At 72.8% G+C, this 16,957-nt stretch carries 18 protein-coding genes; 8 read left to right on the top strand and 10 right to left on the bottom strand.

From position 1 onward, the window contains the following. Nucleotides 1-283: 283 nt before the first annotated feature. Both PSH25_RS19700 and PSH25_RS19695 read right to left on the bottom strand, forming a co-directional pair. Complete coding sequence (locus tag PSH25_RS19700; RefSeq protein WP_238660468.1) at nucleotides 284-1,555, bottom strand: FAD-binding protein; 1,272 nt, start codon at nucleotides 1,553-1,555, stop codon at nucleotides 284-286. Then, entirely contained in the window at nucleotides 1,552-2,322 is a 771-nt protein-coding gene (locus PSH25_RS19695; protein ID WP_238660467.1) for a hypothetical protein, read from the bottom strand. The genes PSH25_RS19700 and PSH25_RS19695 overlap by 4 nt, the downstream gene beginning before the upstream one ends. A 101-nt stretch (nucleotides 2,323-2,423) precedes the next feature. Here PSH25_RS19695 and PSH25_RS19690 point away from each other — a divergent pair, with 101 nt between their 5' ends. Next, the gene (locus tag PSH25_RS19690) at nucleotides 2,424-2,846 is read left to right on the top strand and encodes a hypothetical protein (RefSeq protein ID WP_238660466.1); all 423 of its coding nucleotides are present in this window, start codon (nucleotides 2,424-2,426) and stop codon (nucleotides 2,844-2,846) included. A 19-nt stretch (nucleotides 2,847-2,865) separates the two neighbouring features. On the opposite strand, the gene PSH25_RS19685 is transcribed toward PSH25_RS19690, so the two are convergent. The 4 genes from PSH25_RS19685 to PSH25_RS19670 form a co-directional block, all read right to left on the bottom strand. Beyond that, a complete protein-coding gene (locus PSH25_RS19685; RefSeq protein WP_238660465.1) occupies nucleotides 2,866-3,795 on the bottom strand; it encodes an LLM class F420-dependent oxidoreductase in 930 nt (309 codons plus the stop codon). Nucleotides 3,796-3,860: 65 nt separating this feature from the next. Further along, complete coding sequence (locus PSH25_RS19680; RefSeq protein WP_238660464.1) at nucleotides 3,861-4,898, bottom strand: hypothetical protein; 1,038 nt, start codon at nucleotides 4,896-4,898, stop codon at nucleotides 3,861-3,863. Next, nucleotides 4,898-5,167, bottom strand: a complete 270-nt coding sequence (locus PSH25_RS19675) for a hypothetical protein (protein WP_238660463.1) — start codon at nucleotides 5,165-5,167, stop codon at nucleotides 4,898-4,900. The genes PSH25_RS19680 and PSH25_RS19675 overlap by 1 nt, the downstream gene beginning before the upstream one ends. 546 nt (nucleotides 5,168-5,713) lie before the next feature. Continuing rightward, nucleotides 5,714-6,733, bottom strand: a complete 1,020-nt coding sequence (locus PSH25_RS19670; RefSeq protein WP_238660462.1) for an aldo/keto reductase — start codon at nucleotides 6,731-6,733, stop codon at nucleotides 5,714-5,716. A 137-nt stretch (nucleotides 6,734-6,870) separates the two neighbouring features. Here PSH25_RS19670 and PSH25_RS19665 point away from each other — a divergent pair, with 137 nt between their 5' ends. The 3 genes from PSH25_RS19665 to PSH25_RS19655 all read left to right on the top strand — a co-directional run bounded on the left by PSH25_RS19665 (nucleotide 6,871) and on the right by PSH25_RS19655 (nucleotide 8,966). Continuing rightward, the gene (locus tag PSH25_RS19665; protein WP_372492813.1) at nucleotides 6,871-7,473 is read left to right on the top strand and encodes a TetR/AcrR family transcriptional regulator; all 603 of its coding nucleotides are present in this window, start codon (nucleotides 6,871-6,873) and stop codon (nucleotides 7,471-7,473) included. A 10-nt stretch (nucleotides 7,474-7,483) separates the two neighbouring features. Continuing rightward, a complete protein-coding gene (locus tag PSH25_RS19660; protein ID WP_238660461.1) occupies nucleotides 7,484-7,957 on the top strand; it encodes a GNAT family N-acetyltransferase in 474 nt (157 codons plus the stop codon). Between the two features lie 64 nt (nucleotides 7,958-8,021). Next, the gene (locus tag PSH25_RS19655; RefSeq protein WP_238660460.1) at nucleotides 8,022-8,966 is read left to right on the top strand and encodes an RNA polymerase sigma-70 factor; all 945 of its coding nucleotides are present in this window, start codon (nucleotides 8,022-8,024) and stop codon (nucleotides 8,964-8,966) included. A 16-nt stretch (nucleotides 8,967-8,982) separates the two neighbouring features. Here PSH25_RS19655 and PSH25_RS19650 read toward each other — a convergent pair whose 3' ends face one another. Beyond that, nucleotides 8,983-9,657 (bottom strand): response regulator, encoded by a 675-nt coding sequence (locus PSH25_RS19650; protein ID WP_308193697.1) that lies wholly within the window; start codon nucleotides 9,655-9,657, stop codon nucleotides 8,983-8,985. Next, on the bottom strand, nucleotides 9,654-10,868 hold the full coding sequence (locus tag PSH25_RS19645; protein WP_238660459.1) for a sensor histidine kinase: 1,215 nt from the start codon (nucleotides 10,866-10,868) through the stop codon (nucleotides 9,654-9,656). Before PSH25_RS19645 ends, PSH25_RS19650 begins: the two co-directional genes overlap by 4 nt. A 132-nt stretch (nucleotides 10,869-11,000) precedes the next feature. Between PSH25_RS19645 and PSH25_RS19640 the strand changes: the two genes are divergently transcribed. From PSH25_RS19640 to PSH25_RS19625, 4 genes are read left to right on the top strand one after another with little or no spacing between them, the layout of a single operon-like run. Next, on the top strand, nucleotides 11,001-11,897 hold the full coding sequence (locus PSH25_RS19640) for an ABC transporter ATP-binding protein (protein ID WP_238660458.1): 897 nt from the start codon (nucleotides 11,001-11,003) through the stop codon (nucleotides 11,895-11,897). Then, nucleotides 11,894-12,691, top strand: coding sequence for an ABC transporter permease (locus PSH25_RS19635; RefSeq protein WP_238660457.1), 798 nt, complete (start codon nucleotides 11,894-11,896; stop codon nucleotides 12,689-12,691). The genes PSH25_RS19640 and PSH25_RS19635 overlap by 4 nt, the downstream gene beginning before the upstream one ends. 2 nt (nucleotides 12,692-12,693) lie before the next feature. Next, nucleotides 12,694-13,443: a YqeB family protein gene (locus tag PSH25_RS19630; RefSeq protein WP_238660456.1), complete on the top strand. Its 750-nt coding sequence runs from the start codon at nucleotides 12,694-12,696 to the stop codon at nucleotides 13,441-13,443. 32 nt (nucleotides 13,444-13,475) lie between these two features. Beyond that, complete coding sequence (locus PSH25_RS19625) at nucleotides 13,476-14,039, top strand: SOUL family heme-binding protein (protein ID WP_238660455.1); 564 nt, start codon at nucleotides 13,476-13,478, stop codon at nucleotides 14,037-14,039. Between the two features lies 1 nt (nucleotide 14,040). Here the strand turns inward: PSH25_RS19625 and PSH25_RS19620 are convergent, their stop codons facing one another. Together PSH25_RS19620 and PSH25_RS19615 are read right to left on the bottom strand one after the other, a co-directional pair. Continuing rightward, the gene (locus PSH25_RS19620) at nucleotides 14,041-15,057 is read right to left on the bottom strand and encodes a hypothetical protein (protein WP_238660454.1); all 1,017 of its coding nucleotides are present in this window, start codon (nucleotides 15,055-15,057) and stop codon (nucleotides 14,041-14,043) included. Between the two features lie 43 nt (nucleotides 15,058-15,100). After that, nucleotides 15,101-16,957 (bottom strand): ABC transporter permease (locus PSH25_RS19615; RefSeq protein WP_238660453.1); only part of this gene is annotated, 1,857 nt, incomplete at its 5' end.

Raw genomic sequence — 16,957 nt, 5'->3', positions numbered from 1 at the left:
GGGCGGCCGGCGCGGCGCCCAGCCCGGTGCCGAGCACGGCCAGGGCGAGCGCCCACCGCAGACCGCGACGGGGGCGGCGGGCGACTGGGTCGGGGGTGATGGCGGGTACGGGCTGCATGTCTCGCTCCGAGGGGTGGAGCCGACGGTCCCGGGACGGGGACCGGCCGATGAGACTCATCGACACGCATCAGTGTGTGTCCGGGGTCTTCCGCCCCACCAATCCCACCCGCCCCATGCCACCGCGCTATGGCACGGGCCGGGTCAGCGGGAGAGACGGGCCGGGTCAGCGGGGAAAGTAGCGGTCCAGGGCGTCGGTGCGGAACGTGCCCTTCGGGTCCAGGTCGGCCAGGAGCGCGGCGAAGTCGGCGTACCTCGGGTAGCGGGCGGTCAGCTCGGCCGGGTCGGTGACGAAGACCTTGCCCCAGTGCGGGCGGGGCGCGAAGGGCGCCAGCCGCTCCTCCACGGCGGCCACCACCGGCAGCACCGCCGCGGTGTCGTCGATCCAGGTGAAGTGCAGCACGAAGCTGTCGCGCCGGTAGTTCGGGCTGAGCCACAGCTCGTCGGCCGCCACGGTCCGCAACTCGGACACCAGCAGCACCGGGGCGATCAGGTCCGCCACGTCGTCCAGCGCGGCGAGCGCGGCGGCCGCCTCGGTACGCGCGACGTGGTACTCGGACTGCAGTTCGTCGCCACTGCTCGGGGTGAAACCGAGCTTGAAGTGCGGCAGCCGCTCGTGCCACGGGCCCGGCTCGCCGAGCTGCGGGGTGCAGTTCTCCGCCGGCATCCCGAGCACCGGGTGCCGGGGCTGTTCGGCGGCGGTGGTGCCCAGCCAGTCCGCCGGGGGCGGCGACTGATCCGCCAACTGCTTGCGCCACACCTCGCGCAGGCGGGGCGTACGGAAGTCGGTGAAGACACTCACGCTGTACGCCGAGCCGAGCGCCTCGTCCAGCGCCGCCCGGTCGAGGTCGAGGCGTACGTACTGGCGCAGCGCGAAGGTCGGCACCACGTCCAGGGTGACGCGGGTGACCAGGCCGAGCGCGCCGAGCCCGACCACCATGCCGGCGAACGTGTCGGTGTCGCGGTCGACCCGGAGCAGATCGCCGTCGGCGGTGACCAGTTCCAGGCCGGCGACCGCGCTGGCCAGGTTGCCGTGGGTCTGGCCGGAGCCGTGGGTGGCGGTGGCCACCGCGCCGGCCACCGAGATGTGCGGCAGCGAGGCGAGGTTGGCCAGCGCGTACCCCTGGGTGTGCAGTTGTCGGGCGACGTCGCCGTAGCGCAGCGCGCCGCGCACGGTGACCTGCCCCCGCTCGTGGTCCACCTCGACGACCGGGGGTAGCCCGGCGAGGCTGACCAGGTCGCCGTCGGTGTCGCCGAGACGGTTGAAGGAGTGCCCGCTGCCCACCGCCCGGATTCGGCTGCTGCCGGCGACGAGTCGGCGCAGTTCGTCGACGGAGGTGGGCCGGTGGAACGCTTTCGCGGCGTACCGCACGTTGCCGGCCCAGTTGCGGCGCGGAACGTCGGTGGTCGGCGCGGTCTGCGGTCCCTGCGCGGTCATGTGGCGGTCTCCCGATCGGTGGTCTGGTGGTCGGCCAACGCGGCGACGAGGGCGTGCAGAACCGTATCCGTCTGGAGCGTGTGGTAGCCACGCTGGGCGATCGGCAGACCGGCCGTGGTGGCGCGTTCGATCTCGCCCCGGGCCGCCTGCCGGGTCGACGCGTCCCCGGACATCAGGGCGTCCTGGCCGCGTCGGATCAACCGGTCGACCCGGTCCATCTGGTAGCCACGCAGGCCGACCGGGAGAGCCGGGGCGTCGAAGGCGGCGCGACGCAGCGCGAGCAGGTCGACGAAACGGCCACCGGCGTACCGGGTGAGCGCGACGGACACCTGCTCGGGCTGCTCGCGGACCTGGTCGAGAACGAGCAACTCGACGGCGGGTCGGCCGTCGAGCGGATGGCGGGCGGTCACCGGCTCGATCGTCACACCCGGCACGGGAACCAGCAGCAGTCGCGGCGGCTCCGGATGGCCGTCGCGCCGGGGCGGTTCGTCGAGGACCAGCACGTCGACCTCGGCCCACCGGACATCCCGACGCAGGCCGGGCCGCCGGATGGTGAGCCCTTCCGCGTGGATTCCGAAGCGGAACGGACGCATCGCGCTGACCAGCGCCACCGCGCCGAGCGCGATCGCCCCCACCGCGATGATCGTCCGTAGCAGGGCGCCGTCGCTGGGATAGACCAACAAGAGCACTCCGCCGAGTACGCAGACCAGGGCGAGCAGCCGGGCGCCCCGACTCCGGCGCAGTTCCACGCTCGGACCCCCGTTCATGACCGTGGCGTCGGTCCCCGCATCTTCCGCCAAACCGGGCACCGAGGACACCGGTCGATCGGGCACGGTTGTTCTGGTCATCGTCGGGGAACCCTACGCTCATGAGCAGCTACCGTGATCCGGCCCCGCGGGGCGACGTGTTCCCCTCCGAGGAGGAGCTGGACCCCACCGGCACCGGGGTCGAGCAGGCCAGCGCGCCGCCGGCCAGCGGGTTGCCGAGCCACCCGTCGCCCACACCCGGTCCTCGGCCCACACCGGCGCCCGCGCCCGCCCCGACGCCGGTACCGGCACCCGGCCCGCCGCCGCGCGCCCCCGGCGCACAGTCGATCGTGACCCGCCATCTGGACGGCTCGGTGGAGGTGGTCACCGACCTCGACGGCGACGGCGTCGCCGACGTCGTCCAGATCGACGTGAACGGCGACGGGATCCCGGACATCACCTACGTGGACAGTGACGGCGACGGGCGACTGGACACCGTGCTGCGCGACCGGAACGCGGTCGGGACGGGCGCGCACCGGGCCTGACCGGCGGCGCCCGGCCGACTCACAGCTTCGCCATCACCTCACTGGCGACCAGCTCCAGGTGCTCCAGGTCGCCGAGGTCCAGCACCTGGAGGTAGAGCCGCTCGCTGCCGATCTCCGCGTACCGGCCGATGGTGTCCAGCACCTCGGCGGGCGTCCCGGCCAGACCGTTGGCCCGCAACTCGTCCGGTTCGCGGCCGATGGCGGCGGCCCGGCGGGCCACCTCGGCGTCGTCGCGCCCGCAGCAGAGCACCAGGGCGTTGGACCAGACCATCCCGGCCGGGTCCCGGCCGATGTCGACGCAGGCCGCGCGGACCCGGTCGAACTGCGCCGCCGTGTCCGGCACCGAGGCGAACGGCAGGTTGAACTCGTCGGCGTAGCGGGCGGCCAGCCGAGGGGTGCGCTTCGGGCCCGTCCCGCCGAGCAGGATCGGTGGACGCGGCTGCTGGACGGGCTTGGGCAGGGCGGGCGAGTCACGGACCGGGTAGTACCTGCCGTCGTGGTCGAACCGCTCCCCCACCGGCGTGGACCAGAGCCCGGTGATCACGGCGAGCTGCTCCTCCAGCCGGTCGAACCGCTCGGCCAGCGGCGGGAACGGGATGCCGTACGCGCTGTGCTCCTCGGCGTACCAGCCGGTGCCGATGCCCAGCTCCACCCGGCCGCCGCTCATCTGGTCGACCTGCGCCACGGTGATCGCCAGCGGGCCGGGCAGCCGGAAGGTGGCGGCGGTCATCAACGTGCCGAGCCGGATGCGGCTGGTGTCCCGGGCCAGGCCGGCGAGGGTCGTCCAGGCGTCGGTGGGGCCGGGTTCGCCGCTCACGTCACCCATCATCAGGTAGTGGTCGGACCGGAAGAACGCGCCGTAGCCGGCGTCCTCGGCACAGCGGGCTACCGCGAGCAACTGGTCGTAGCTGGCGCCCTGCTGGGGCTCGGTGAAGATCCGAAGTTCCATGATCCGAGCATAGGGTTCCCCGGTCGGCCCGGTCGGCAGGATACCGACCGGGCCGCCAGCGTCACTCAGACGTACGGCCGCTTGGCGTACGCCTCGCGGAGCGCGGCCAACCCGGTCGCCTTCGGCGTCAGGGTGCCCCACCCGGAGTTGAAGTAGTTGGTGCGCACGATCCGTGGCCCACCCTCGGCGTTGAGCTGGGCGATCGCCGCCGGCACGGTGGCGATCCAGGCCGCCTGGTTCGGGATCTCGGCCACCCTGACCCCCCACTCAGCGATGATCACAGGCCGGGACAGCGCCACCGGGCCGAGGTCCGCCACCGCCCAGTCCTTGGTGCGCCGGAACCGGGCCAGCGCGGTGTGGCTGGCGTTGGTGCCGTAGGCGTTCCACTGCAGATAGTCGAGGCGGGACATCAGCGACTCCGGGTGGGTGCGCTGGAAACAGGCCCGGTCGAAGCCGCCCAGCCCCACCGAGAAGGTCGTCCCGGCCGGCAGCGTCCGTGCCTTGAACCACGTCAGGATGTAGTTCATCGCCTGCACCGCCCGGGCGTCCGACTCGGCCCAGTCGTACGCCTTGCCATCCTCGGTGGTGCCGAACTCGTGGTCCGTGTCCAGCTCCGAGGCGAGCTGGATGTTCACCCCGAAACCGAGCGTCCGGTACTGCGACAGCGCCCGGGCCAGCAACCCGTCGCACTGCCCCTTGATCACCTGGCCGTACCCGTACGCCCTCGGCCAGGTCGCGCCGGGTCGCTGCTGGATGGTCATCGTCGGCGCCGGCACGGTGTAGCTGGTGCCGTCCACCGCGAAGCTCTGCGTTCCGTAGCCCGGAGCGCCGTAGTGCTTCAACTCCAGCACCATGTTCATCTGCACCCCGGCCTTGCCCAGGCTGACCAGCCAGGGCCGGTTGTAGCCCGGGAAGATGTAGCCGTCGGCGAGGCTGCGGTACTGGGTGAGCGACCGGAAGTTGCCGCCGGCCATGTCCGCGGTCGGATCGGCGCCACCGGAGAGGTAGTAGCCGCCGAGTACGGGTTGGCCCAGGCTGTAGTCGGCGACGGCCGTCGCGGTGTTGCCCGCGGCGTCACGGACCTGGACGGTGACCCGGGGCATCACGCCACCGACCGATACACGGCCACGGAACCGTTGTCGGAGACCCGGGTCCAGGTACGCCCGGAGTTGTCGGTGACGGTCACGGTGAGCGGGTCGATGACCGCCGTGACCTTGACCGGCGCGCTGCTGTTGCCCTGCGCGTCGGTGACCACGATGGTGACGGTAAGCGGTTTGGTGTCGGCGTCCGAGTAGGTGACGGTCAGCAGCATCTGGTCACCCGGCGCGAAGACGGATGCGTTCAAGGCTGCGGTTGCGATGGGAGCGGCCATGTCGGGCCCTTTCTGGCTCGGTCGCCAGGGCTCGGCGCGCGGTCGAGCGACGCCGGACCCCGGCGGGGTCCACAGTGCGAAAGGCCGGCGGGGCACGGGGACGGTAGGCACGTCCGGCGGACCGTGTTGCCTGACTGCCGGCGGTGCTGACGTCCTTGTCCCGATGGGCGGAGGCACCGCTGCGGGCGCCCGCAGGGTGTCGGTGGCAGCCACGGCCTGTCGTACGCGTGATCAGCACGGCAGCTGTGCCGTGACCGCCACGGCTTGGAGGCCGGGCTGGGTGAGGGCGGCACCGGTGCGGACGATGTTGTCCCCGCCGGGCCGGAGGATCGGGATGTGGCCCGCCACCCGTCTACCTCCACCTGCCCCTAACAGTGCTCTACCAGGGGCTTTACCGTCTTGTCCGGTTTGCGACAACCCCCGGTGAGGCTCGGCCCGACGGCTACTCGGGCGTCGCGCCGCGCACGGCCCAGGCCCGCGCGGTGAGCCGGATCGACCCGTCCGGCTCGATCGGCAGCCGCCAGGCGGCTCCACCGACCCGAAGTCTCAGCGACGCCGGCGCGCCGGGTCGAGCAGGGCGGGCGGGGTGTCGAACTTCTCGGCTGCGGCAAGGTCGACCCCCGGCGCGACGATGGCGTCGATCGCGTCGAGCACGTCGTTGGGGAGCACGGTGTCCGCGGCGGCGAGCTGGGCGTGCAGGTGGTCGATGGTGCGGGGGCCGATGATCGCGCTGGTCACCGCCGGGTGCGCGGTGACGAACCCGAGTGCGAGCTGGATCAGGGTGAGCCCCGCCTGGTCGGCGACTGTGGCCAGTTGCTCGACGGCGTCGAGCCGGGCCTGGTTGGCCGGGACGCTGAGGTCGAAGCGGGCGGGCAGCAGCGCCGAGCGGCTGGTGGTGATCTCCCGGCCGGCGCGGATCGCGCCGGACAGCCAGCCCGAGGCGAGCGGGCTCCAGGCGAGCACGCCGAGCCCGTACTGCTCGGTCACGGGCAGGACGTGGGCCTCGATTCCCCGTTGCAGGATCGAGTAGCTGGGCTGCTCGGTGACGTAACGGCTCAGGTGGTGCTCCCGCGCGGCCCACTCGGCCTGCACGATGCGGTACGCGGGGAAGGTCGAGGAGCCGAAGTAGCGGATCTTCCCCGCCCGTTGCAGGTCGGTCAGCGCGGACAGGGTCTCCTCGTCGCTGGTGGTCGGATCCCACCTGTGGATCTGGTAGAGGTCGACGTGGTCGACGCCGAGGCGGCGCAGGCTGTTGTCCAACTCGGTGACCAGCCAACGGCGCGAGCTGCCCCGGTGGTTGCGCTCGTCGCCCATCGGCATGCCGGCCTTCGTGGCCAGCACGATGTCGTCGCGGCGGCCGGCGATGGCCTTGCCGACCATCTCCTCCGACTCGCCCTGGCTGTACATGTCGGCGGTGTCGATCAGGTTGATCCCGGCGTCCAGCGCGGCGTCGACGATCGCCGTCGCCTCGCTCTGGGTGGTGTGCCCCAGCTTGCCGAAGTTCATCGCGCCGAGCACGAGGGTGCTGACCTGGACGCCGGTGCGCCCCAGGGTGCGGTACCGCATGACTGTTCCTCCTTGGAAGGGTGAGGTGGCACTGGCCCACCCGCTCTGGCATGCTGAGTAAGTGGAACCATGTTCCGCTAAGAACGATACGGAACGCCGTTCCGTTTGCCAAGTCGAGTGATGGGGGTAACGGCGCGGTGGCCGACATCGACAGCGGGTCGGGAGGATCGACCCCGCGGAAGCGGGCCGACGCCCGGCGCAACGAGGCGACGCTGCTGGAAGCCGCCGCCTCGACCTTCGTCACCTCGGGCGTGGACGCGCCGGTACGCGACATCGCCGCCCGGGCGGGTGTCGGTGTGGGCACGATCTACCGCCACTTCCCGACCCGCGCCGATCTGATCGTCGCCGTCTACCGGCACCAGGTCGAGGCATGCGCGGAGGCTGGCCCGACGCTGTTGGCCGAGAGCGGCACACCGCACGCCGCCCTCGCCCAGTGGATCAACCTCTTCGTCGACTTCCTGGTCACGAAACACGGCCTCGCCGAGGCGCTACAGTCCGACGACGCGGCCTTCGAGACCCTGCACGCCTACTTCCTGGACCGCCTCGTGCCGGTCTGCGCCCGCCTGCTCGACGCCGCTGCCACGGCCGGCGAGATCCGCCCCGACGTGACCGCCTTCGAGTTGCTGCGCGGAGTCGGCAACCTCTGCATCGGTGCTGGCGAACCCCGCTACGACGCCCGCCGCATGGTCGACCTCCTCGTCGCCGGCCTGCGCCAACACCGGAGCACCGAGCCGCGATAACTTATCGATCATGATTGAGTGGGAGCTTCGGCCGGCCTCGATGGCGGACGTCGAGGCGGTGGCCGAGTTGCGGGCGGTGGTCCTGCGGGCCGACCTGGAGCGGCTCGGGCGGTACGACGAGCAGCGGGTGCGGCAGCGTCTGCGGGACGGGTTCGCACCGGCGTACACCTGGGTTGTCGAGGTGGACGGCGCGTTCGCCGGCTGCGTGGCGCTGCGGCCCGACGCGGACGCCCACTGGCTGGAGCACTTCTACCTGGCCCCGCGGCTGCAGGGCAGTGGCATCGGCACAGCGGTGCTGCGCGACCTGCTGGACCGGTGCGACCGCGCCGGCACGCTGGTCCGGCTGAACGTGTTGCGAGGCAGCCCGGCCCGGCGACTGTACGAGCGGCACGGTTTCACCCTCGACACCGAGGATCCGGTGGACGTGTTCATGGTCCGCGCACCCGGGACGATCACCGCCGAGACCCGGACAGTGTCAATGTAACGTTGACAGATGACGTCGCGACGGCCCTCGGCCTCGGCAGTCGCGCGTGGTTGACTATCGAACCATGCCGCTCAGTCCGGACGAGGTCGAGCTGTTCGAGCACTCCAGGCCCCGCCTGGAGGCGATCGCCTATCGCCTGCTGGGCTCGGCCAGCGACGCGGAGGACGCCGTCCAGGACACCTTCCTGCGCTGGCAGGGCACCGGGCGGGAGCACATCGAGACGCCCGAGGCGTGGCTGACGAAGGTCCTCACCAACGTGTGCCTCAACCAGCTGACCTCGGCGCGGGCCAGGCGGGAGACCTATGTGGGCACCTGGCTGCCCGAGCCGGTCCTCGCCGGGGACCGGATGCTCGGCCCGCTCGACACCGCCGAGCAGCGCGAGTCGGTCTCGATGGCGGTGCTCACCCTGCTGGAACGGTTGTCGCCCAACGAGCGCGCGGTGTACGTGCTGCGGGAGGCCTTCGGCTACTCGCACGGTGAGATCGCCGAGATCCTCGGCATCACCGAGTCGAACTGCCAGCAGACCTACCGGCGTGCCAAGCAGCACGTCACCGCCGAGCGGGCCCGCGCGGAGGTCGACCAGGCCACCGCGCGGAGGATCGTCGCGGAGTTCCTCACGGCGGCCAACAACGGCGAGATCCAGCGGCTGGTGGAGTTGCTGACCGACGACGCGACGAGCACCGCCGACGGCGGTGGCAAGATCCCGGCCCGGGCCGCGCCGATCGTCGGCGCGCTGGCGGTGGCGAAGTTCCTGCGTGGCCTGTTCAGGCCCACCGACGTCAAGCGGGACCTGGTCGGTGGCAGCCCGGCCATGTACGTCACCACCGCGAACGGCGCTCCGGCGGTGGTGGTCGTGATCGACGACCGGGTCATCGGCGTGATGTCGCTGGAGGTGACGCCCGAGGGTGTCACGGCCATCCACAACCAGGTCAACCCCGACAAGCTCGTCCGCGCCACCCGGCAGTGGTCCGCCTCGGAGCACGAGGAGCCCACCCTCCACGTCTGGTGACGTGCGGTGACACTGCTCAGTTTTCGCCGGCGGTGATCAGGCCGGTCTCGTAGGCGCAGATCACCGCCTGGGTGCGGTCGCGGAGGCCGAGCTTGGTCAGCACGTTGCTGACGTGGGTCTTCACGGTGTGCTCGCTGACCACCAGGGTCTGCGCGATCTCCGCGTTGGCCAGGCCGCGGCCCAGCAGGTGCAGGGTCTCCCGTTCGCGGGTGGTGAGCACGTCGAGGCGGGCGTCGGGCGCGGCGACCAACCGCGGCGATCCGGGCCGGCGGCGGCCGGTGAGGTCCGAGATGATCTGCCGGGTCACCGACGGGGCCAGCAGCGAGTCACCGGCGGCCACGACCCGCACGGCGTGGACGAGGTCGTCGCGGCGCACGTCCTTGAGCAGGAAGCCACTGGCGCCGGCGTAGAGCGCCTCGTAGATGTAGTCGTCCTGGTCGAAGGTGGTCAGCATGATCACCCGGCTGGCGCTCTCCGCGCAGATGCGGCGGGCGGCCTCGATGCCGTCCATCGTCGGCATGCGGATGTCCAGGAGCGTCACCTCCGGCTGGTGCTCCCGGACGGCGGCCACGGCCGCGGCCCCGTCACCGACGTCGGCGACGACGGTGATGTCCGGCTGGGCGTCGAGGATCATGGAGAATCCGCTGCGGACAAGCTCCTGGTCGTCCGCGATCACCACCCGAATCGTCACGCCGGGAACGGTAGCCGAGCCTCGACGGTGAACCCGCGTCCACCTACCACCGCTTCGGCCCTCGCAGTGCCGCCGCAGGCGGTCGCGCGTTCCCGGATGCCGACGAGGCCGTGTCCGCCGCCCGGGCCGCCGGTTCCCGCGCCGTCGTCGGTCACGGTGACCGTGAGGGCTTCGGGCGACCAGTCCAGGTGGACGTCGACCGTGCTGGCCGCCGCGTGTTTGACCGCGTTGGTGAGAGCCTCCTGCACGATCCGGTACGCGGCCAACTCCACGTCGGCCGAGACCGGGCGCGGCTCCCCGGTCACCCGCAGGCCAGCCACCGGAACACCGTCGACAAGCGTCCGCAGTTGCGCCAGGGTGGGCTGCGGGCTGCGCGGCCCGGGCTCCGAGCGCAGCAGGCCGAGCATGCCGCGCAGTTGCACCATGGCGTCCCGGCCGGCGGCGGCGATCGCGTCGAACGCCGCCTCGGCCCGGTCCGGTGCGGTGCGTACCGCGACCGGCCCGGCCTCGGCCTGCACGATCATGAGGCTCACCGCGTGGGCCAGCACGTCGTGCATCTCCCGGGCGATCCGGGTGCGTTCGAGGTGTCGGGCCTGGGCGACCCGGAGCTGCTGCTCCGCCTCGGCCCGCTCGGCCCGATCCCGCAGCGACACGATCAACTGCCGGCGGGCCCGGACGAACATCCCCCAGGCGAGCACGGCAAGGCTGATCACCACGCCCCACGACGCGGTGACCCAGTACGACATGTTCGGGTCCGGCCGCAGCCAACTGAAGACCATGTTGGTGACCAGGCCCACGCCGGTCACCGCCACCGCCACGGCGGTCCGTCGGTGCACCACCACGGTGAAGTAGAGGATGACCAGGGGGATGGCCGAGGCCATCGAGAACAGCGTCAGCGGCGTCGTGGCCACCATCAGCCCGAGCGGCCACCGGCGGCGCAGCCAGAGCAGCCCACAACAGACCAGGCCGATCAGCGCGTCCACGCCGGTCATCCAGTCGTGCGGCAGCGGGGTGGTGATCGCCGGATCGGGCGACAGGGCGTCCGCGGTGGCGAACAGCACCCAGAGCAGGCTGATCAGGAAGGCCAGGGTGTCGACCGCCCAGTCCCGGGTGGTGCGCCGGGGTCGCCGGGCCGCCGCCTCCGGACTGACCGCGCCGGCCAGCGCCCCGGGCAGCAGCCAGGGGTGTTCCGGGACGGCGAGGCTGGTCACGACGCCATGCTAGGCAGCCGATGGGCGACACGACCAGCTACCAAAGTCGAGACCCGCCGGTCGACCAAGGTCGACGCGGCACCTACCGGTGGCCGCAGCGGATGGCCGGGCGGCGCGGGCAGGCTCGACGACATGATCACCGTGGAGAACCTGACCAAGCGGTACGGGCCACACCCGGCCGTGGACGACGTGTCGTTCCAGTGCGAGCCGGGCACCGTCACCGGCTTCCTCGGCCCCAACGGCGCCGGCAAGTCGACCACCATGCGCATGATCTGCGGGCTCACCGCGCCGACCGCCGGCCGCGCCACCGTCTCCGGCCACCAGTACCGGGACCTGCCCAACCCGGGGCGGGAGGTCGGGGTGCTGCTGGACGCCTCCGCCCAGCACGCCGGGCGCACCGGCCGCGAGGCGTTGACGCTGTCCGCGTACACCATGGGTCTGGACCGGCGCGAGGTCGCCGCGAAGCTCGACCTGGTCGGGTTGAACGCGGTGGCCGCGAAGCGTCGGGTACGGGCGTACTCGCTGGGCATGCGCCAACGGCTCGGGCTGGCGCACGCGCTGCTCGGCGACCCCCGGGTGCTGATCCTCGACGAGCCGGCCAACGGCCTGGACCCGGAGGGGATCTTCTGGATGCGCGGCCTGCTGCGCGACTTCGCCGACCGGGGCGGCACCGTGCTGCTCTCCTCCCACCTGTTGCGCGAGGTGGAGGCGGTCGCGGACCGGCTGGTGGTGATCGGGGGTGGCCGGATCGTGGCCCAGGGCGACAAGAACGAGCTGCTGGCCGGCGGCGGCACTGTGGTCCGGGCCCGCGACGGCGCGGCGCTGCGCCGGGCGCTGGAGGTGGCCGACCTGAGCGCCGCCGACAGCTCGGAGGGGCTGCTCGTGCAGGCCGACGCCGAGGCGGTCGGCCAGGCCGCCGCCGATGCCGGCGTCGCGCTGGCCGAGCTGCGCCCCGCCAGCGGCGGCGGCCTCGAACAGCTCTTCCTCACCCTGACCGCCGGCGAATCGACCAAGGAGGCCGTCCGATGACCACCACCACCGCGCCCGCCGCCGGCGCCGTCGCGCCCCGGCACCACACTCCGGTACGCCGACCGTCGCTGCTCCGCCTCAGCACCGTGGAGGTGCGCAAGCTCGTCGACACCCGGGCCGGTCGCTGGCTGCTGATCACCATCGGTCTGGTCACCGCCGCGATCGTCACCCTGCAACTGATCTACGCGAAGGACGCCGAGCAGACCTTCCCCAACTTCTTCGTCCCCTCGCTGCTGCCGGTGTCGGTGCTGCTGCCGGTGCTGGGCATCCTGTCGATCACCAGCGAGTGGTCGCAGCGAACCGCCCTCACCACGTACGCCCTGGTGCCCCGCCGGGAGCGGGTGATCGCCGCGAAGTTGATCGCCGTGATGCTCACCGCGCTCGCCTCGGTGCTGGCCAGCCTCGTCGTCGCCGCCGCCGGCACGCTTGTGGCGTCCGCCACCGGTGGGGCGGGCACCTGGCAGTTCGACTGGTCGCTGCTGCTGAACGCGGTGGTCATCCAGGTCACCAGCGTGTTGATGGGCGCTGCCTTCGGTCTGCTGCTGCTCAACCCGCCGCTGGCGATCGTCGGCTACCTGCTGCTGCCCACCCTGTGGGGTGTGCTCGGCGAGATGGTCAAGCCGCTACGTGGTCCGTCCGAGTGGCTGGACACCAGCAAGACCATGGAACCGTTGTTCAGCAGCGACGCCGTCACCGGCGAACAGTGGGGGCGGGTCGCCGTGTCCCTGTTGGTCTGGATGGTCCTCCCCCTGGCCGCCGGCCTGTTCCGGACGCTGCGCCGCGAGGTGTCCTGACCATGGACATGGCCGGCTACCGTCCGCGCACCGTGGTCACCGGCGGCCCGCTGGAGCTGGCGGTGCTGTGGGGTGGCCTCCCGCTGCTCGGCGCGGGCGCCGGATGGCTCCTCGCGGCGGCGACGGGCTGGCTGGCCCGGCTGCCCTGGGTGCCGTTCGGCGACCTGATCGAGTGGCTGGACCGGCTGCCCGAGCCGCAGGCCACCGCCGGCACCATCGCGGTGGGCGTCCTGGGCGGCCTGGTCGTCGCCGGGATCGGCACCGCCGAACGGCTGATCGTCACCGTCGACGCGGCGCAGGTCCAACTTCGCCGCTCCGACGAGAACCGGACCGTCGCCCGGGCCGACACCCGGGTGGTCTTCCTCGCCGACAAGCACCTGGTGCTGCTCGACGCCGACGGCGCGGAACTGGTCCGGGAGTCGACGGACCTGCCGGCCACGAAACTGGCGGCGGCGTTCCGGGAGCACGGCTGGGGTTGGGCGGACGACGACCCGCACCGGTCGACGTACCGGCTATGGGTTCCCGACCTGCCCGGCCTGCCCGCCGGCGCGGACGCGCTGCTGCGCGCCCGGGACCGGGCGATCGAGCGGGACCGCCGCGACGACGCCCGGGAGCTGCGTCGGGAGCTGGGCCAGATCGGGGTGGTGCTGCGCGACGAGGGCAGGCGGCAGTACTGGCGGTTGACGGCCCGGGCCCTCGCCCGCGCACCGGAGCAGCCGACTTCGGCCGAGCGGGAGACGGACGGGCGGTAGCGTCTGTCCCAGCAGACCCTGGGAGCCGCGCGATGACCGAACAGCAGCCGTACCGGGTGGTGTCCCGACACCCCGGCTTCGAGCTGCGTCGGTACCCCGCCCACCTGGTGGCCGAGATGCAGATCCAGTCGTCGTTCACCCGGGCGCCGATCGAGGCGTTCCGGCCGCTGGCCGCGTACATCGGTGGCGCCAATCGGGCCCGGCACCCGATCGGCTCCGCCGCGCCGGCGACGACGGCGGCCAGCGGCTCGGAGAAGATCGCCATGACCGTGCCGGTGGTGCAGATCGAGGGTGAGTGGCCGGGCGCGTACCTGATCCAGTTCGTCATGCCGGCCACCTTCACCACCGCCACCCTGCCCGAACCGGTGGACGCCCGAGTGCGGATCCGCGCGGTTCCGGCGCGGCTGGCGGCGGCGATGCGGTTCTCCGGGCGGTGGACGGAGCAGGCGTTCAGCCAGCGGGCCACCATGCTTGGCCGATCGGTGACCGCGGCCGGGCTGCAACCGACAGGCGCCATCCGCTACGCGCGCTTCGACCCGCCGTGGAAGCCGTGGTTCCTGCGCCGCAACGAGGTCGTGCTGCCGGTCGTCGAGTGAGCTACCGGTACCTGAGCTGCCGACGGTCGTCAACGCTCGGCCACGCCAGCAGCACTGCCATTCCCAGTCCGGCGATCAACCCGACCAGGGAGACCAGCAGATCGGAGTCGGCGGCGTGGATCGGGCTGTTGCCGGCCAACTCGGTGAGCGTCGCGCCGATCGGCAACATGATCATCATGGGGACGGCCGTGGCCACCAGGAACACCACCGGGCCCACCAACGCGATGAGCGCGGCCAGGGCGTGGTGCCGCCAGACCGGCCGGCCACCAGGCCAGTCCCAGGCCAGCAGGGTGACCCCGGTGAGCAGCACCGCCCCGAGGGCAGCCTGCGGCAGGAGTCGTTCGCCGGGCGCGACGGCACGGACCAGCCCGACGCCGAGCAGGGACACCACGGTGAGGCCGGCCGCCAGGCCGACCCGAGCCCGGGTGCGCGCCGGAGCCGCCGCCAGCGCGGTGCCGACGGCCAGAGCCACCAGCAGCGCCGCGGTGGCCAGGGCTCCCTGGTTCAGCTCCGGCTCCCGGTCGGTCGGTGACTCCATTCCGGCCGCCACCAGCGTCAGCACCCCGGCCACGCAGGCCGCGCCGGTCAGCACCCGTCGGTCGCTGGCCGGAGGCGTACCCGGCTCCCGCGTCTGCGGCGCGGCGCGTTCCCACCAGCCCAGAAGCGCCGCGACCACGCCGAGCACGGCGTAGCCGGCGACGGCGAGCAGCACCGTCGCGTCGTCGCTGATCGGGTCGGCCCGGTCGATCGCCACGTCGGCGGCGATCCAGCAGCCGCCCAGCACCACCGCCGGGCCGCTCCACCGCATCTGGCCCCGGCCGGCCAGCACCAACCCGAGCGGCACCGCCATGATCGCCATGAACCGCAGGTCGCGCGCCCAGTAGGCGTTGTTGCCCGGCAGGTGCTCCGACCACGGGCCGAGCGGCTCGGTCAGCGGTTGCCACCTGGTCATGCCGTACGCCCAGAGCGCGACGGCGGCGGCGCAGAGGAGCAGCCCGACCGGGCGCGCGGATCGCATCCGTGGACCGTAGCGGCCCGACCGCGCTGGCGGGGGGGCACGGTCATCCGACGAGACCGACAGATGACCGGGCGGGACGGTGCCGCAGCAGCCGCCACGTCGGCAGCACACTGGCCAGCACCGCGAGCAGCAGGCACAGCCCCACCACCCCGGCGACCACCGGCCACGGCACCACCAGGTCGACGGGGGCGCCGACCTGCTCGGCGAGGCCGGCGCTGATGCTGAGCAGACCGACGAACGCGACAGCCCCGCCCAGCAGCGCGCCGATCAGGACCACCAGGGCGGACTCCGCCGTGACCAGCCAGATGACCTGCCGTCGGGTCGCCCCGGCCATCCGGATCAGCCGCAGGTCCGCGGCGCGGCCGGCGGCGGCCAGCAGCAGCGTGTTGGCCACCGCGATGGCCCCGTAGCCGGCGGACACCCCGATCAGCAGCAGGGTGAAGAGCCAGACGAGGCGGTCCTCGGCGGCGTCCGCCTCGGCCGCCCAGCCCCGGACGTCGAGGATCCGCGCGCCGACGGGCGGGTCGATCCGGTCCCGGACGTACACCGTGGACGTCAGCGCCGACGGGTCGTGCGCTCGCACCACGGCCCGGGGTACGAGCAGGTCGCCGGGGATCGAGGTGTCGGTGACCACGGCGACGACGCGCAACGACACCGACGTCCCGTCGGCGAAGACCACCGGGTACGGCTCGGACGGCAGCCGGTTCGCCGAGGCGGTGACCACCACCGTGTCGTCACCCTTCAGCTCGTTCAGCGAGCCGGCGACGACGGTGAGCACCCGGTTCGCGGCGGCGAAGCCCTCCGGATCCACGCCGAGCGCCGTCATCGGCCGGTTCTCCGGCGACGTTCCGGGGTCGGTGCGGTAGACGGTGGTCGGCAGGAGGGCGGTGCCACCGGTCGCGACGACGGCCCGGTCGGACAGGCCGGGCGCGCGGTCCGGCACGACGATCCAGCCCGCGTTCACGTTGTCCGCCCGACCAGCCGCGTACGCGGCGCTGGTGGTGCGCACCATCCCGGACACCAGCACCGCGAACGCGACAGTGAGCAGCACCGGCGCGGCGATGGCGGCGGTCCGCCGGGTCGCGGTCAGCGCGGCGCCCCGGACCAGCATCCCGATCGCGCCACCGGGCCGGCGCACCGGAGAACGCAGCAGCCACAGCAACGGCCGGACCACCACCGGGGCGAGCACTGTGGCACCGGCCACCAGCGCCATCACCGCGTAGAGCGCGTACTGTGCCCCGACCCGCGCCTCGTCGGCGGTCGCCGTACCCAGACTGAGAGCGGCCCCCGCCGCGAGGAGCAGCGCCCCGGTGGTGGCGCGCAGCCGCCCGATCGGTCGCTGTTCCACCGCGGCGTCGCGTAACGCCTCCAGCGGGCGGACCCGCGCCGCCCGGCGGGACGCCGACCAGACGGCCAGCAACGCGATCACCGGCCCGGCGGCGAGCGAGACCGCGATCGGCCAGAGTTCGTAGCGGACCCGGAAGGTCGATGGTTCGTAGCCGACGTCGACGAGCAGCCGACCCAGCAGCGGGGCGAGGGCCGCGCCCACCAGCAGGCCGACGAGCCCCGCCGAGGCGCCGACGGCGAGCGCCTCCGCGCACACCATGCGACGGACCTGGCGTCCGGTGGCGCCGACGGCGCGCAGCAGGCCCAGCTCACGGCGGCGCTGCGCGATGGTGAACGCGAAGGTCGAGGCGACCACGAACACCGTGACGAAGCCGGCGAGGGCCGCCATGGCGGTGAGCACCTGCATGCCGATCCACCGGGTGCGGGCGTCGCCGCGCGGCTCCAGCGCACCACGGGCGTCACCGGTCAGCACCCGTCCGTCGTCGCCGACGACCCCGCGAGCCGCCGTGGCGACCCGCTCGGGGTCGGCGCCCGGCGCGAGCACCAGCCCGCA

Source organism: Micromonospora foliorum (genome assembly GCF_022229015.1).
GTDB classification, from domain to species: Bacteria; Actinomycetota; Actinomycetes; order Mycobacteriales; family Micromonosporaceae; genus Micromonospora; species Micromonospora foliorum.
This window is presented reverse-complemented; position numbering and strand designations above follow the sequence as displayed.

Bases quoted from the DNA above. Each gene is read 5' to 3' on its own strand.
- PSH25_RS19700 (WP_238660468.1), bottom strand. From the start codon at position 1,555: ATGACCGCGCAGGGACCGCAGACCGCGCCGACCACCGACGTTCCGCGC.
- PSH25_RS19695 (WP_238660467.1), bottom strand. From the start codon at position 2,322: ATGAACGGGGGTCCGAGCGTGGAACTGCGCCGGAGTCGGGGCGCCCGG.
- PSH25_RS19690 (WP_238660466.1), top strand. From the start codon at position 2,424: ATGAGCAGCTACCGTGATCCGGCCCCGCGGGGCGACGTGTTCCCCTCC.
- PSH25_RS19685 (WP_238660465.1), bottom strand. From the start codon at position 3,795: ATGGAACTTCGGATCTTCACCGAGCCCCAGCAGGGCGCCAGCTACGAC.
- PSH25_RS19680 (WP_238660464.1), bottom strand. From the start codon at position 4,898: ATGCCCCGGGTCACCGTCCAGGTCCGTGACGCCGCGGGCAACACCGCG.
- PSH25_RS19675 (WP_238660463.1), bottom strand. From the start codon at position 5,167: ATGGCCGCTCCCATCGCAACCGCAGCCTTGAACGCATCCGTCTTCGCG.
- PSH25_RS19670 (WP_238660462.1), bottom strand. From the start codon at position 6,733: ATGCGGTACCGCACCCTGGGGCGCACCGGCGTCCAGGTCAGCACCCTC.
- PSH25_RS19660 (WP_238660461.1), top strand. From the start codon at position 7,484: ATGATTGAGTGGGAGCTTCGGCCGGCCTCGATGGCGGACGTCGAGGCG.
- PSH25_RS19655 (WP_238660460.1), top strand. From the start codon at position 8,022: ATGCCGCTCAGTCCGGACGAGGTCGAGCTGTTCGAGCACTCCAGGCCC.
- PSH25_RS19640 (WP_238660458.1), top strand. From the start codon at position 11,001: ATGATCACCGTGGAGAACCTGACCAAGCGGTACGGGCCACACCCGGCC.
- PSH25_RS19635 (WP_238660457.1), top strand. From the start codon at position 11,894: ATGACCACCACCACCGCGCCCGCCGCCGGCGCCGTCGCGCCCCGGCAC.
- PSH25_RS19630 (WP_238660456.1), top strand. From the start codon at position 12,694: ATGGACATGGCCGGCTACCGTCCGCGCACCGTGGTCACCGGCGGCCCG.
- PSH25_RS19625 (WP_238660455.1), top strand. From the start codon at position 13,476: ATGACCGAACAGCAGCCGTACCGGGTGGTGTCCCGACACCCCGGCTTC.
- PSH25_RS19620 (WP_238660454.1), bottom strand. From the start codon at position 15,057: ATGCGATCCGCGCGCCCGGTCGGGCTGCTCCTCTGCGCCGCCGCCGTC.